This window comes from Nostoc spongiaeforme FACHB-130 (assembly GCF_014698475.1).
Lineage (GTDB): Bacteria > Cyanobacteriota > Cyanobacteriia > Cyanobacteriales > Nostocaceae > Nostoc_B > Nostoc_B spongiaeforme.
This window is the reverse complement of the sequence record NZ_JACJTB010000056.1, coordinates 26713-41483: the sequence shown is the minus strand read 5'-3', so window position 1 is coordinate 41483 and position 14771 is coordinate 26713. Positions and strand designations below refer to the sequence as shown.

Here is a 14771-nt window from a genome sequence, read left to right as displayed (position 1 = left end):
CATGTTGCCGCTAAAATCACCAGTCATACTCTACGCCTTTTTCTGCGTCAGCGTTTTGGTATTGATGTGCTTACTTTTGAACAGCATCCTCTGGCTTCATTCACATAAGGCGTACTCTTCTTCCGCCTCTGGTTGGTGTTTAATACCTACTGCACATGGCACTTTTAGCTTCGCAATCAGATTGATAACGCACTGTATCGTGTACTACTTTGTAAGATCCCTCTGTTGTGGCAACTGTCGTCGGGTTTCCCGTTAGTGCAGTGTTAGCGACACAAAAGCTTCACCCAAGGGGCTTCCCGCAGGATAAGGCATGAAGTTATAAGAGCTTGAGAGGGTTCTTGCGTAAGTCCTATATATTTTTAGTACAAAAATACTATAAAAAGAACTGTCCTATAAACAAAACTCTTGTAATCCATAAATTACAAGGGTTTTACTTTTTAAGCGGGCGGCGGGAATCGAACCCGCATTAATAGCTTGGAAGGCTATAGTTTTACCACTAAACTACGCCCGCGAATTTTCAACTTAATCATGATAACACTATTTTGGATAAAATTCAAATATTTAATTAGAATTAACCGATTGAACTGTAATTCTGACAAACAGATTACTCAATTCTGGTTTGCTACCATCTTGATTGTAGGCGGGAGTAAACTTCTCGTTGCTGAAAAGTTCCTCGATCGCTAGTTGATAGAGATTCTTTTCGCCTTGGAGTTTGGCGGGTTGTATTTCTAAGACTCTAGCTTCTTGAAAGTTACCATTTTGATCAATTACTAAGCTGGCTAAAAGTTGTGCTGGTGCAAGTCCCTGTTCGCCATTGAGAGAATTTACGGCTAATGTTTTCATACTGCTTCCCTGGTATTGAGCCAGAACATCAGGTAAATCTTGGCTGAGTTGACGCATTTCCTGATCAGTTAAAGGCACTATTTTAATTGTTGAGCCAACTTGTGGAGAGGTTTGAGAATTTGTGCTTGTAGGAGTTGGAGAAGTCTGGGGATTTTTCGGTGTTGGGGTGTCAGAAGTTGTACCTGTAGAATTTGGAGGGGGATTTCCAGTCGGCGTAGGCGAATTTTTCTTGGTTCCTGTGGTGGAACTTGTTGGTTGATCACTAGGAAGATTGCTGGGTAACGGCTTTCCTTTTCCCAGAACGATTTGTTGGCGACGATTCCAAGGAAGATTACCAACAGCCACTGTCGGTGTAGGTCTAGGCTGTGGCGGAGATTTAGTTAAGTCAGGTGTAAAATTGGGTTGCGGTGTCGTTTGTTGTGTGGGTTTTGGCTGCGAAACTGATTTTTTGACTGATGGTTTAGGTTTAGTGTTTTTTGGCGAAACCGCAGGTTCTTTTTGATTCAAAATGCTGGTATTTGCGTCTTGATTTCTGGGTGTAGTTTTTGCTGTTTCAGTTCTGGCTACAGATTTTGGCGATGAGTTGTTTGGTTTGGGTGAGACTGTCGTCTTAGGTAATGTTGATTTGGCTGTGGGAGAAATTTCCACAACCTCAATAGGAACAATAGCTTGGCTTGGCGCTGGAAACCACATTCCCAAAGCATTAGAAGATCGCATCAGCCAGAAAACCAACAAATGTAGGGAAACTGAACCTAGAGCAACAAATATCCATAAACTGGGAGGATCGCTATGTCGTCGCCAAATTTTGGGCGGAACAGGAGTTTTATCTGCAACAGGCGTTGTCATATCACCAAAGCCAAATATAATCCAAAGTCTTTAGCAAAGCTTAAGGACTCCGTTTGGATCTTAGCGATTAACTACTAAATCTGGCGAAACTGCAAAAGTCAGGACAGTTTCATCAACTCCTTTGAGTTTTAATGGACTACCTTTGGTAATTTCTTCATCCTGTAAATAATCTGCCACAGCCGCCGAAACCAAAATTGTACCGGGAACCGCAGCAGCTTGCAACCGGGCGGCAATATTCACACTTGGCCCAATCGCAGTATAATCAGCGCGTTCGGCGCTACCAAACATCCCCACAACGGCTGTACCTTGGTGAATTCCGCAGCGAAACTGTACGCCAGAACGTCCATCGCTTTCAAATACACCTTGGTCTCGCCAACGCTGGTTTAATTGTCCTAGTGAACGGTGCATTCCTCTGGCTGTGTTGACAGCGCGACGTACCTGTTCATTCGGAGTGAGTTCTTCTGGCGCTCCATACAAAGCTAAAATCGCATCTCCCATGAATTTATCTACAGTCCCGCCATTGTCAAACACAACTTTGGTCATACATTCTAAATATTCATTCAGTAATTCTGCCACCCGACGAGACCTGAGAGTGTTAGCTAACTGAGTAAATCCGACAATGTCACTAAACAAAACTGTAATCAACCGTGGTTCAGGACGTAAATCTAAAGTTAAATCCCCGGCGGCGGCTTTCTGCACCAAGACACTGGGAAGAAATCGCTTGAGAACTGATTCTGTTAGATAAGTATTCAGTTCTAAAACCCGTCGTTCATTTTCCTTCAAAGCCAAAAGATTTCTGACTTCTGCCAGCAATTCTCTATCGTTAAATGGTTTGGCTAAATAAGCATCTGCACCATGTTCTGTACTTTCAATGCGAGTTTCTTCGTCTACTTTGGCGGTAAGCAAAATGATGGGAATTCCTTTTAATTTCTCATCAGAACGAATCATCCGAATCATTTCTAGCCCTGTCACCAGAGGCATCATCAAGTCTGTGACGATTAAGCTGGGTAAAATTTCTTGAACTACACCAAACCCTTCATAACCATTACGTGCTGTGTGGACTTGATAGCCGTTGCGGCGAATAATATCAGATACGTAAGTTCGTAAATCTGGGTTATCGTCAACAACTAAAATAGAGTGACGGCTATTCTGCTGTGTGCTGGAGTCTGCCACCGCCGGATGGTGATTGATCTCTGAATTCTGATTTAGCAGCACAGCTGATACATCTTTTGTGATGTGTTCCAATTTTTCGGCTGTTGGTTCTATCAGTTCCAAATCAGCTAATTCCACAGTGGCACGGCTGGTATTCAATTCAGCTGGTGTTTCTAATACTTGATTGATTGGTAAGTGTTCATGACCAGTCAGTAACCACAATGTAAAAATAGTTCCTTCACCGTACACTGAATCTACAGTGATTTTACCGCCATGCAGTTCTACCAATTCTTTGACTAAGGCCAACCCCAGTCCACTACCTTCATAAGAACGGTTTTCTGAGCCTTCAGCTTGGCGGAATCGCTCAAATAACATCGGAATCTGCTCTTGAATAATGCCAATTCCTGTATCTTTGACTTGCAGGATGCAGTATTCGTTGTGATGTTGGAGTGTAACGCTGATTGTGCCATCTTCAGGTGTAAACTTCATGGCATTTGACAGTAGGTTGTAAACCACTTTGTCAAATTTTTCCATATCTAAGTAAACCTTGGGACAGGCATCAAAATCAGTGGCAAGATGCAGTTGTTTTTTCTCACAGTAGGGACGAAATGACTCGACAATTTGGCTGACGAATTCCACTAAATCACAGGGACGAAAACTAGGCTGCATTCGGCCTGCATCTAAGCGTTGTAAATCGAGTAATTGGTTGACTAGTCGCAGCAGACGGCGAGAGTTACGTAAGGCGATCGCACTTTGGGCATGAGATAATCCTTCACCAGCCGCTACTGCCGATTCTAACGGCCCTTGAATTAAAGTAATTGGGGTACGGAATTCGTGGGAGATGTTTTGGAAAAACTCGGTTTTTTGTTTATCTAATTCTAATAAACGCTCGGCTTGTTCACGGGTTTTTTGATACAGGCGTGACTGCTGTACGGCGATCGCGGCTTGCGCGGCTACTGCTTTAGCCAGTTCAATATCAGATGATACCCACTGCCGGATTTTTCGCCCTTCCCGTAAGGTAATACTACCAATACATTTGCCATCTGCTAACAAAGGCACAACCATCAGCGATCGGGCTGGCTTTTTCACAGGTAAGTCTAAACCCTTTAGTTCTAAGGGGCTGACACTTATATCAGAAATTACTACTGGCTCCTGTGTCCGCAAAATTTCTTGCAACAAAGGATTATCTTTAATAGGAGCTTTCGTTGAGTAAGGGAAATTTTGAGATATTAAGTCAAGATTAATATTTAAATTAGTATTTTGCCCTGGTTTAAGTATATGGTCAGGATGTTGAAAAACATCATATAATCCCACACACTGAACAGCTTCATCTTCCTCTGTCCATAAAGACAGCGCACAGCCATCAACTTGTAAGGCTTGCCCTAATTGATGGGTAATGGCAGCAAAAATATCTTGTGGGTCTAAGCTAGAGCGAATTGCAGTTGTAACTGTATTAATCAGTGCTTCTCGTTTCGCTAAAGCACGTACCTGCTCATAAGCATAGGCTTGAGATAAAGCCAGCGCCGCCTGATCTGCCACCATTGTCACTAGCTGAATTTCTTCATTCCCCCAAAGGCGGGACTCATGACACTGATGCAGTGCCAATACTGCTAACAATTCTTGTTGACAAATCAACGGTACAACTAAGCTAGAGCAAATATTCGCAGTAGCAAAAGCTTGTCCTCTTTGTTGTAGTTTTGAATCGTCTCCTTGAATTCGCTCATCAGTAGCGACATCGTGAATTACCTGAACTTCACGGGTTTCCCAAACTGTTTGCGCTAATAAAGCCGCTGAAGCCGAGAAGGATGTGGCTGCTGTATCTCCTGAAATTTCTGATACTGTTTCTGTTTGTGTCTGGGACAGTTTTTGGTAGACAAATCCTTCGTCTGCTAACTGTTCATCTTGAAAAGGACGTAACAGGCAGACATCTACCTCTAACATGTGACCAACGGTATCGACAATTGCTTGCAAAATTTGCCGATAGTCTAAAGCACTGCGAATTGTATTAGTAACTGTATTCAGCAGCGATTCTTGACGCAATGTGCGGGTGAGTTCGCGGGTGCGAGCTTTTAAAACATTGTGGGTATCCAAAGCTTGGCGTACCACTGCTTTAAGTTCTTCCGCTTCCCACGGTTTGGTGACATATTTGAATACCTTACCAGCGTTGATGGCTTCTACTAAGTCTTCGACATCAGTGTAGCCAGTCAAAATAATCCGAATAATATCTGGATATTGAGTTGCTGTCAGGCTCAAAAATTCCGTACCACTCATAATTGGCATCCGCTGATCGGAGATAATCACTGCGACTTCTCCTTCTTCTGCCAGCAGGTCTAGTGCAGCCGGGCCAGAAGTTGCCCGCAACACTTTATAATCACGATAAAAAGTACGGTAAAGCAAATCTAGGTTGTCTGGTTCGTCATCAACAACCAAAATTTTCGGCTTACTGTTTACTTGAGATTTCATGCACCGCTTTCCTGCTGCAATAGCAGTTGAATAAAGAATAATCTGCTCAAGAGATAATTTGTCTGAATCAGGTAAGAGCAGAGCATTTCGCCCAATCGGGTTTTCTGGCTATACAAATGCTGGGTGTAAGAGTATCTACTCACAGTAATTAGCCTCAATCGGTGGTAATGTTTGCCACTGGCTCTGATACAGCACAGTTGTTGGGACGGTTGGTTTTTGTACTACAGAGTAGATGCTTGCTTTTCAAGTCTTGTTTCACCTCCTATGAAAACCTTTGCGGATGACATACAACATTCAGGTCTGCTGGAAAAGCTAACTGAAGCTGCATATTAAGTTTGCCCTTTGTCGCCGTTGTAATAACATTTGCAAGTAAATTTTATTTATTTTGGTCATGGGAGAGTGAGCTAGGTCACAACGATGAGTATTAAAGGCAAAGTATACTATTAGACTCATTGCTTGTTCTAATTTAGCAATCATAACCACCAGTGAGAAAAGTGACATGGGGCTGTCACAGATTAATGCTGCTTTAACTATTACAGCATGTACTTAGTTTATCTAGGCGATCGCTAAAAAATAACTGCATTATTATCCCAAAAATGTTTGAGATATTTTTTCAGTATAAATACGGTAGTAATCTATCTTTTTATCCAAATTACTATATAGCTTTTTAGTTTTATAGTATAAAAATAATTCTTTATCCCACCCGGTAGAGACGTTACATACAACGTCTCTACCGGGTGGGAGTAGGAATACTATTTCTGAAAGCAACTTAGTATCATCCTCAGAAGTGCTTGAAAAGCTGTCTAAGATCAGTAGTGAGTCTTTTTCCCCTAGTAATTAATTTCGGAGTTCTGAATTCTTCAATGGTTGTGACAATTGATATCCTTAGTTGCCTAAAATGATGCCAAGTATGTTATTAACTTACAGAAGAACCTCAGCTACCGAAATAATTCCCTGATATGCAAGTAAATAAAACAATTGTATTGAAAGTAGCAAACGGTGTTTTAGAATATTTGAGAAAATTTTTGTAAAATACAATTAACTAATAATAAACTAGCCTTGACATCCTGGTTTTTTGACTCATCTCACGAACAACCACTGACATCAGCTACAGAACAAGCTGGTCAACAATTCCAAATTCGTGCAGCTACAGCTACCGATTTAACAGCTATTGCCCAGATTATTGCAGAAAGCTTTCACTCCCCAACTGGTTTCTGGGGATGGGCTTTTCCGTTGTTACGCCTGGGTATTTACGAAGACTTCAGAAATCGTTTATCCTCAGCCGCACCCCATCATATTTGTTTAGTTGCTGTTCAAACCAGTGTTACTGGTGCTAACAATTTAGTGGGAACTGTAGAGTTGGGACTGCGTTTCCCTGATTCATGGAGAAAAAATGGTATAAGTTTTATTTATTTGTCTAATTTGGCTGTTGACCAAAAATATCGGCGGCATGGTGTCGCCTCAAAGCTACTACTGAGTTGCGAAAAACTTTGCCAGGAATGGGGTTTTCAAGATTTATATCTCCATGTTTTAGAAGATAACCATCAGGCACGACAGTTATATTTCAAATTAGGTTACAAGATGTGTAAAGTAGAGTCTAATTGGAATTTTTTCTTTCTCCAGCAGCCTCGTCAAATCTTATTGCATAAACGCTTACAGCCAAATTCAGAGTGCTGACTCCTGAATTCTAAACCACAAATTGCTGTGAATACGTCTTAGGTGATGGCAGAAAGATGTAGCGATCGCAGTTAGAACTTGTATTGAGATTCTTCTTTAAGAACTCACACCTAAGTTTTTTAACCTACATTTTAAGCCTAAGTTAGTTTTTGATAATCAAAATTGTGCCATCACCAATTAAAATAAATTAAGCTAAATTTTCGATTATCGATAAAGTTATTTTTATATGAATTTTCCTAAAATATATTTCGTAGATATTACGATTCATATTTGATTTTTGAAAAAACATTACACAAAAAATACCCTTTAATATTTGCAATTCTTTGCCTGTAAGGATAATTGCAAATATTCAACCTGAATTAATGTATAGGAATCATATTTGATTTATGAAAACAATCAATAAACCCAGGTAAGGCTTCTTTGCGACTCCACAACGCCACTTGCTACAACTTTGGAAACCTCCGCAACGCAGTGGCTCCTCTCTATTCGCTGTCTACACAACTAAACTCGGAAATCAGACAGGATTTCTATAGTAATAATCTGTTTGATATCCAGCCATTGTAGAAACGGTAAATAGAAAATCAAATCTAGATTTACTTGCTATTCTGAGACAAAATGCTTTATATTTTCAACTGCTCTCAAATAACGACTTAATACCTTATTTAATCAACGCCTAATCTAAATTCTTCAATATATGATATCCACTATGTGGAAGCCATCGGTAAAACTACGCTAAATAAAATATTCCTCATAATAACTTTGTATTCATTTTATTCATCTTTATAAAAACTTTAATTTTTTGAGAGTTTAGTTGGAAGACAAATTCAGCTATATCTCATAAAATATGATTACATAATTACTGAGTGAAATCTGATTCATCTCTGTTATTAAGTTGAACAAAAAGTTCTTGATAGTAAGATAACCAAAAAACTAATTTGATTTAACACCAAGTTACTGCTTGACGTGCATCAAACTACCAAATTATTCAAAAGTTATAGAAAACATGGATAGCGAACAGCCAACGCGCTATCAAACCGCTATGGTATCAACTTATTACCCCGAAACCAGTTTTCTGAACCATCTTGTTATGTCAGATGGAACTGAGCAATCTTGCGGCTCGGATACTTTAAACCTTCTGCATAGCGGAAAAGTTTTGATTGTTAATAGTCGCAAGCGGAATGGGTTAATACTTTTTAAACGCTACCATGCAGAATTTGCTGGCCCAGGGGCAGCGGTTGGTGGAGAATATGACAGTGATTGCCAGATGGTTCTGCCGATCGGCAATTTATCTTTATTAGATCCCGAATCTTATGAAGAACGCCAGAAAGCTTACTTAATTCGGCGACAATGGATTCGCTTAATCAAGCAAATTACCGAAAATCCTGTGCCGCAACAGCGAGTCCAAAAGATTTTAGATCAGTTTGACCAATATTTTCAAGCAGAAATAGTGACTGATTTACCAGATGCAGCTTTTGCGCTTTTAGTGGGTGTATTTCCTCAAACTGTGAGGATGGTACGTCGTTTTGGTAGTGAAGTTGATGGCAGATTCAATTACTAGCTATTACAAAATATGAGTCGGAATGATTCATGATTCAGTATTTTTTTACTTGAGATTTGCCATAGCAGCTTGTAGTCTTTCCCAGGTACGGGAATTTTCTGCGGGAGTTCCAATTGTGATTCGTAATCCCTCACTCAGTAGTCTGACAAGAGTGCCAGAGTTGCTGAGTTGTTGGTGTAAATTTTGTAGGGTAAGATTTTTGGCGGTGGAACTATTGGGTTTGAGACGTACATAAAGGAAGTTAGCTGCACTGTCTGATACTTGCAAGACGGGATGTTGTGCCAAAACTTCTATCAGCCTGTCACGCTCATTGAGAGTTTGTACAATTGAACCCAGTAAGAGTTGACGATTTTGTAAAACTACTAATGCGGCGGCTAGTGAAAAGCTTGGCAGGTTATAAGGCAAGCGGACTTTCTCTAAAATGGCGATCGCTTCTGGATGAGCAATACAATAACCCACACGCAATGCAGCTAAACGGAAAGCTTTAGAAAAAGTTCGTAGTATTATCCAATTGGGATGCTGTGCCAATTCACCCACTAAAGTATTTTGGCTAAATTCAAAGTAAGCTTCATCGATTACTACTAAAATTTCCTCTGGTAAACTTTTTAGCCATACTAATTCTGCCGCAGTGAGTGGATTAGCGGTGGGCGAATTAGGATGTACAACAAAAACTACCCGAATTGGTGGATTTTGGGTTTGGGTAATGGCTGTTTGTGCGGCTTTTAAGTCGATTTCAAAGTTTGTTTCATCTCTGCCGACTGACACCACTTTGATACCCAAGGTTTGGGCTAGAATGCCGTACATCGAAAAAGTGGGATTGGCTACTAAGATTGAACCTTCTCCTCCCAGACAGGTGGCGATTAATAAAGAGCGAATGAGTTCATCGGAACCATTACCCACAGAAATATTAGCCCTAGTCAACGGTGAAGAGGCAAGATTAGCTGATTCATTGACATATTCTGCGATCGCATCTTTGAGTGACTCATGGCCGCCATCAGGATAACGATTGGTTTCGATAACTTGCTGATATGTCCAGGCTAATTTTTCTTTGAGTTCAGGGGGTAAATCCTCAGGACTTTCATTGGTATCCAGTCGATCAAACTGGGTGGCGACTGGTTCTGCTGTATTGCTGCTAGGGTGGGGTTTGTAAGCTGTAAATTGGGCTAAATCTGACCGGATAAAAGGAAGCATAATTTTTGGTCGATAGTCATTATTGATTTGTTCTTATGACTAAGAGAGTGCTTGTTGGTATGTTTCATATTTTACCGTTTTACGGTAACTGACAGAAGAGGCGAATTGCTTGCCAAATTTCGGTTGTGACATTACCTAAAGCATGATCACTCTCAAGTTCTATTAACTTTACCCAAGGGCGCGAGTTTGCAAAGTGACGACTGGCTGTAATGGGAATTACCTCATCTTGTCTACCGTGTAGAATCAGCATTGGCACTGGACGCTGTAAGATATCCTCTCGGTATTGCTGGGCATCTGTCACGAAATCGTAACTTAGAGGCAGCGATCGCGCTTCCCCATAGTGGTAAATCATGAGATATTTTTCTTGTTGCCAACGCTTCATCGCTTCATCTCCTAGCTTCGGCAACCAATGAGATAAAAAGCCAAAAGCAGGTGCTAACAAAATTAAGCGTTCCACTTGCTCTTGTTGTTGTGCCAAATAAGCAGATACTAAACCACCTAAACTAGAACCGATTAATGTAACTGGTTCAGAACTATCCAAGAATGCTGCTACTTGATTGATTTGGCGAGTAATTGTCAACTGGGAAAAATTACCAGCATTGAGATCAGGAATGTTTAGCTGTATTGGAATTGTTTGAAAGCGATCGCTCATCGCCTGGGCTTTAGCAGATTTAGGGCTAGAAGCAAACCCATGAAGATAAATGTATTGCAAGACCGTAGTTATTGAAATTAAAAGGAATAGGGAAAAGTGCAGACTGACAAAGAGGGTTAAAACCTTTCCAAAGCGATCGTCTTAACCCTGAGCAAACTTGTATTATTTATACCCATTCAAAGGTTTAAGGTGGGGGGAAATCTCCTTCTAGTGGTCTCCCTCCAGAATGACCACCACCAGTATCATCACCACCGGGATTGCCACCAGGGTTTCCGCCTGGATTGCCTCCGGGATTACCACCAGTATCATCACCACCGGGATTGCCTCCGGGATTGCCACCTGGGTTGCCACCTGGGTTTCCGCCGGGATTGCCTCCGGGATTGCCTCCGGGATTACCACCTGGGTTTCCGCCTGGATTACCACCGGGATTGCCACCTGGGTTGCCTCCGGGATTACCACCTGGGTTTCCGCCTGGATTGCCTCCGGGATTGCCTCCGGGATTACCACCTGGGTTGCCACCTGGGTTTCCGCCTGGATTGCCACCTGGGTTGCCACCTGGGTTTCCACCTGGGTTGCCTCCGGGATTACCGCCGGGATTGCCTCCGTGATCACCGCCTGGATTGCCTCCGGGATTACCGCCTGGATTACCACCGTGATCACCTCCTGGATTGCTACCGTGATCACCGCCAGGGTTGCCACCGTGATCACCTCCTGGATTGCTACCGTGATCACCGCCAGGGTTGCCACCGTGATCACCACCAGGGTTTCCACCAGTGTTGCCGCCAGTGTTCCCGCCTGAGTTGCCGCCAGTGTTCCCGCCTGAGTTACCGCCAGTGTTACCACCAGTGTTGCCACCAGTGTTGCCACCTGGGTTACCGCCAGTGTTGCCGCCAGTGTTACCACCTGGGTTACCACCAGTGTTCCCGCCTGGGTTACCGCCAGTGTTACCGCCTGGGTTACCGCCAGTGTTGCCACCGGGGTTGCCAGGATTATCAATATTACTTGGCAGATTTATTTCATTATTGCTGGTATTGCGGGTAGTGTCTGATATGACTTCTCCAGTATTGACAAAAGAATCTACTGAAGAATTATCTAATTCCTCATTTTGGTCAGATGAGTTAGAAGCGTTATTACCAGATAACTCCATAAAAGATGGATTTTCAATGACTCCTTGACCGGCTAGAGGCATTTGTGTTGCTAATGCTGCGATAATTTCAGATTGAACACTAGCGATCGCTGGGTCAGGGTTAGCTGTATTATTTTGCTTGGTTAAATCTAATCCTTCTACTAAATCACTGGTTTCATAAAAAGTTTTCAGATCAAAATCATATAAGCCCCGAAATTCACCTTTGACGATGACCATCAGTTGTCCTGCTGATAAGACCTGATTTTGGGAGGCTGCTTGATTCAATACTTCAATACCGCTATTTGTCAGCGCCCCAACAATTGTGGTGTCTGTTTGTTTGTCGTAGCGGACAAATAATGCTGAACCACGAATAGCCGCAGTCGCACTTGGTGTTTGTATGCGTGTCTGTCCTTTTCCTGGTGGAATCAGCAATAGTACTGTCCCGTTTGATAGCCGAAAATTTCTAGTTTTGGGCAAGAATTGAAATACTGCTCTTTCTCCAACCCTCGCTAAAGAACCATCGTTAAAACGTAAATCAGCTAAAGATGCTCTACCTGTAGACAACCCATCGCCAGGAATTATCGGATCTAATTTGCGTGCTGGGCGCTTTTTATGATTCTGCGGTAACAATTGCACTAAATTTCGCAGATTTTGAATCTCGGCGCGAGTCAGAGGAGTAGACGCGATCGCCGATAAAGGCATCATGTTCACTCCCCATACACTCATTATCAACAAGGCAATAAATTTCAAAGACATCGCTTTAATGCTGGATAATTTACCTGAGACAACACCAACTGAAGATAGATTCTGAAATATTAGATTTACTTATCAGTTTGTGAGTTTTATCACTAAATTTTTTTGTATTCATTGAAAATTTTAGCGAAATTTTGTTATAAATCAAAGTAATAAAAATTATCAAAAAATATTAAAATCAAATAATTAATTTTTAAAAGGTAACAATCTTTGTCTTTTAATGAGCAAACTGAATGACGATATTCTGTTGTCTATAAAATATAAATGTTAATACAATCCCAGGACTGGACAAAACTGTTATTTACAACTTTATTAGCTTTGATTAGTGGCAATAAGTGTTGTATGGGAGTAGATGTAGTATTGGCTGCTAACTTAGATAACTCTGGTGATCAACACAAAGCAAACATAAAATCTGTTAAAGATAGCCAGCAAGTTTATCAGTTTTACCAGAATATCAAATTTCAGGCAAGTAATTTTGATTTTCAGCGATCGCCGCTACCGAATTTTAATTCAGTAGCAAACATACTCATATCTCAATCTAACCCTGAAGCAAACCCTGAGACTGAATCCTTACCTCAAAGGCCAACTCCACCTAGCAATCCTCCACTATCCAATGAACCACTACAGCTAGAAGCACAGCCTAGAGAGTTTCCGCAGTCTTCACCCACAATTATCGAAGAACTGTTAGATAAACCCGCAGTCAATAGAACTGAGCAGTTAGAGATACTCAGAAGGATTTTACAACCAAGACAAAAACCCAAAACCCAAACAGATAATCGGCGAGAATTACAACTAAGAGTTAGACAAAGACCTTTACCCCAACAACAACCAACATCTAATGCTAATAGTATCCGGGAACTGGAGTTAAGGGTAAGGCCAAGACCTTTACCACAAATAAAACCACCTGTAGCCAAGTTTAAACCTATCGGCTCTCTACAGGCTAATGTTGGTTACTTTCAGACAAATAACATTTTTTCTTCTGAGTTTTTTCCTAGAGAAGATGGCTTAATTTTTTATGGTCTGAGTCTGGCTTCTGCTTATTTTCCTTTAGGCAATAAAACTTATATTAATGGTTCAATCAATGGAAATTTAATTCGTTACATTGATCAATCAAGATTTAACTATAATCAAATCAGTTTTAATGTAGGTATTTATCAACAACTCTCGCCTCGGATGTATGCAGAGTTAGATTTTAACAACCAACAGTTTTTCTATGCTAAGAGCGTTGGTAGGTTTCAAGCAGGCGATCGCTTTTTAGATGAAAATTCAGTCAGAGTGTCTTTAGGCAGACGAGATCCCCTTAATTCTAAATTAACCCTAGATAGCTTTTACGAATTTAGTGCTAATTTTTCGGAACCCAATAGTCGCAGTCGGCTAATTAATAATTTCTGGTTATCTCTGAGTTATGCGTTACAAGAGCCGCTACAAGTAGGAATCAACTATCAATTAACCCTTGCTGATTTTACACAAAGACAAAGAGATGATAATTATCACCGTCTGTTTGGCCACGTGATTTACCGAGTATCAAACTCTAGTAATTTAAATTTACAGAGTGGTTTTAGCTTTGGAGATTCTACAGATAGAAATATTAATTTCGACAACTGGTTTTTGAGTGTTTATTACAATTTGAGAATTGGTGAATTTTAATATAAAAATCCAAAACAGAAAATTCTACATATAACTAATCCAATCACTCCAGCTACCTGCATACAATTTACCTGTATGAATGCCGGCTAATTCTAAAGAAAGCAAATTCACGCAAGCTGTGACACCAGAACCACAGTAGACTAAAATTTCTTTGGCTGTGGCAATATTTTCCCATCTTTGACGGTGCTGTAATTGGGAAAGTAGATAACCAGAGGAGTCTGTCACTTCTTGCCAAGGATAGTTAACTGCGCCAGGAATATGTCCAGCAATTTTATCAATGGGTTCTCGTTCACCACGATAGCGATCGCCTTCTCTAGAATCAACTAAAATAACTTCTGGTAAGTCTTTACGGCTTTTCACAACGTCTATATCTACTACCAGTTCGGTTTGAATTTGCGGAATAAAATTACCTGTCTGGGGTTCTGGAATCGCATCTGTCATGGGGTATCCAGCTTTTTGCCATGCAGCATAACCTCCATCCATGACTACCACTTGTTCATGTCCGAGATAACGTAATAACCACCACAAACGAGATGCAAAAGCCAAGCGAGAGTCATCATAAGCTACCACCAAAGTTTCTTGGGAATTAATTCCAATTGCTGATAATTTCTTCGCTAAATTATGAGTATCAGGTAAAGGATGTCTCCCACCATGTTTGCCTATAGGACTGGAAAGATCCTGATTTAAATCTAAATAATATGAGCCAGGAATATGACTAGTTTGATATTGTTGTCGTCCCAATTCTGGTTCAGCTAGAGAAAAACGACAATCAACAATAACAACTTGTGAATCATTGAGATGATTAAGCAGCCAATCTGGAGAAACAAAAAGTTGAGTATTAACCATAAATATAAGAATTTATA

General features: G+C 41.0%; 9 protein-coding genes, 1 tRNA gene and 1 pseudogene. 4 read left to right on the top strand and 7 right to left on the bottom strand.

Annotated elements, in window-relative coordinates:
* Nucleotides 1–108, top strand: a pseudogene (locus H6G74_RS31960) (IS982 family transposase); the annotation flags it as partial.
* Nucleotides 109–440: 332 nt separating this feature from the next.
* On the opposite strand, the gene H6G74_RS27215 reads toward H6G74_RS31960, so the two are convergent.
* The 3 genes from H6G74_RS27215 to H6G74_RS27205 all read right to left on the bottom strand — a co-directional run bounded on the left by H6G74_RS27215 (nucleotide 441) and on the right by H6G74_RS27205 (nucleotide 5304).
* Nucleotides 441–511, bottom strand: a tRNA-Gly gene (locus H6G74_RS27215).
* 50 nt (nucleotides 512–561) lie between these two features.
* Entirely contained in the window at nucleotides 562–1689 is a 1128-nt protein-coding gene (locus H6G74_RS27210) for a hypothetical protein (protein ID WP_190970614.1), read from the bottom strand.
* Nucleotides 1690–1749: 60 nt separating this feature from the next.
* Entirely contained in the window at nucleotides 1750–5304 is a 3555-nt protein-coding gene (locus H6G74_RS27205) for a response regulator (RefSeq protein ID WP_190970613.1), read from the bottom strand.
* A gap of 1059 nt (nucleotides 5305–6363) precedes the next feature.
* On the opposite strand from H6G74_RS27205, the gene H6G74_RS27200 reads away from it, so the two are divergent.
* A complete protein-coding gene (locus tag H6G74_RS27200; protein WP_190970612.1) occupies nucleotides 6364–6981 on the top strand; it encodes a GNAT family N-acetyltransferase in 618 nt (205 codons plus the stop codon).
* 1003 nt (nucleotides 6982–7984) lie between these two features.
* Nucleotides 7985–8539, top strand: coding sequence for a hypothetical protein (locus H6G74_RS27195; RefSeq protein ID WP_190970611.1), 555 nt, complete (start codon nucleotides 7985–7987; stop codon nucleotides 8537–8539).
* A 45-nt stretch (nucleotides 8540–8584) separates the two neighbouring features.
* Here H6G74_RS27195 and H6G74_RS27190 read toward each other — a convergent pair whose 3' ends face one another.
* The 3 genes from H6G74_RS27190 to H6G74_RS27180 all read right to left on the bottom strand — a co-directional run bounded on the left by H6G74_RS27190 (nucleotide 8585) and on the right by H6G74_RS27180 (nucleotide 12213).
* Complete coding sequence (locus H6G74_RS27190) at nucleotides 8585–9730, bottom strand: histidinol-phosphate transaminase (protein WP_190970610.1); 1146 nt, start codon at nucleotides 9728–9730, stop codon at nucleotides 8585–8587.
* 79 nt (nucleotides 9731–9809) lie between these two features.
* A complete protein-coding gene (locus H6G74_RS27185; RefSeq protein WP_190970609.1) occupies nucleotides 9810–10442 on the bottom strand; it encodes a YqiA/YcfP family alpha/beta fold hydrolase in 633 nt (210 codons plus the stop codon).
* A gap of 124 nt (nucleotides 10443–10566) precedes the next feature.
* On the bottom strand, nucleotides 10567–12213 hold the full coding sequence (locus tag H6G74_RS27180) for a FecR family protein (protein WP_242051363.1): 1647 nt from the start codon (nucleotides 12211–12213) through the stop codon (nucleotides 10567–10569).
* A 312-nt stretch (nucleotides 12214–12525) separates the two neighbouring features.
* Between H6G74_RS27180 and H6G74_RS27175 the strand changes: the two genes are divergently transcribed.
* A complete protein-coding gene (locus H6G74_RS27175) occupies nucleotides 12526–13908 on the top strand; it encodes a hypothetical protein (protein WP_190970607.1) in 1383 nt (460 codons plus the stop codon).
* Between the two features lie 24 nt (nucleotides 13909–13932).
* Here H6G74_RS27175 and H6G74_RS27170 read toward each other — a convergent pair whose 3' ends face one another.
* A complete protein-coding gene (locus tag H6G74_RS27170; RefSeq protein WP_190970606.1) occupies nucleotides 13933–14754 on the bottom strand; it encodes a sulfurtransferase in 822 nt (273 codons plus the stop codon).
* Nucleotides 14755–14771: the final 17 nt, after the last annotated feature.

Excerpts from the sequence above, each read along its gene's own strand:
- H6G74_RS27210 (WP_190970614.1), bottom strand. The coding sequence starts at position 1,689 with ATGACAACGCCTGTTGCAGATAAAACTCCTGTTCCGCCCAAAATTTGG.
- H6G74_RS27205 (WP_190970613.1), bottom strand. The coding sequence starts at position 5,304 with ATGAAATCTCAAGTAAACAGTAAGCCGAAAATTTTGGTTGTTGATGAC.
- H6G74_RS27195 (WP_190970611.1), top strand. The coding sequence starts at position 7,985 with ATGGATAGCGAACAGCCAACGCGCTATCAAACCGCTATGGTATCAACT.
- H6G74_RS27190 (WP_190970610.1), bottom strand. The coding sequence starts at position 9,730 with ATGCTTCCTTTTATCCGGTCAGATTTAGCCCAATTTACAGCTTACAAA.
- H6G74_RS27180 (WP_242051363.1), bottom strand. The coding sequence starts at position 12,213 with ATGATGCCTTTATCGGCGATCGCGTCTACTCCTCTGACTCGCGCCGAG.
- H6G74_RS27175 (WP_190970607.1), top strand. The coding sequence starts at position 12,526 with ATGTTAATACAATCCCAGGACTGGACAAAACTGTTATTTACAACTTTA.
- H6G74_RS27170 (WP_190970606.1), bottom strand. The coding sequence starts at position 14,754 with ATGGTTAATACTCAACTTTTTGTTTCTCCAGATTGGCTGCTTAATCAT.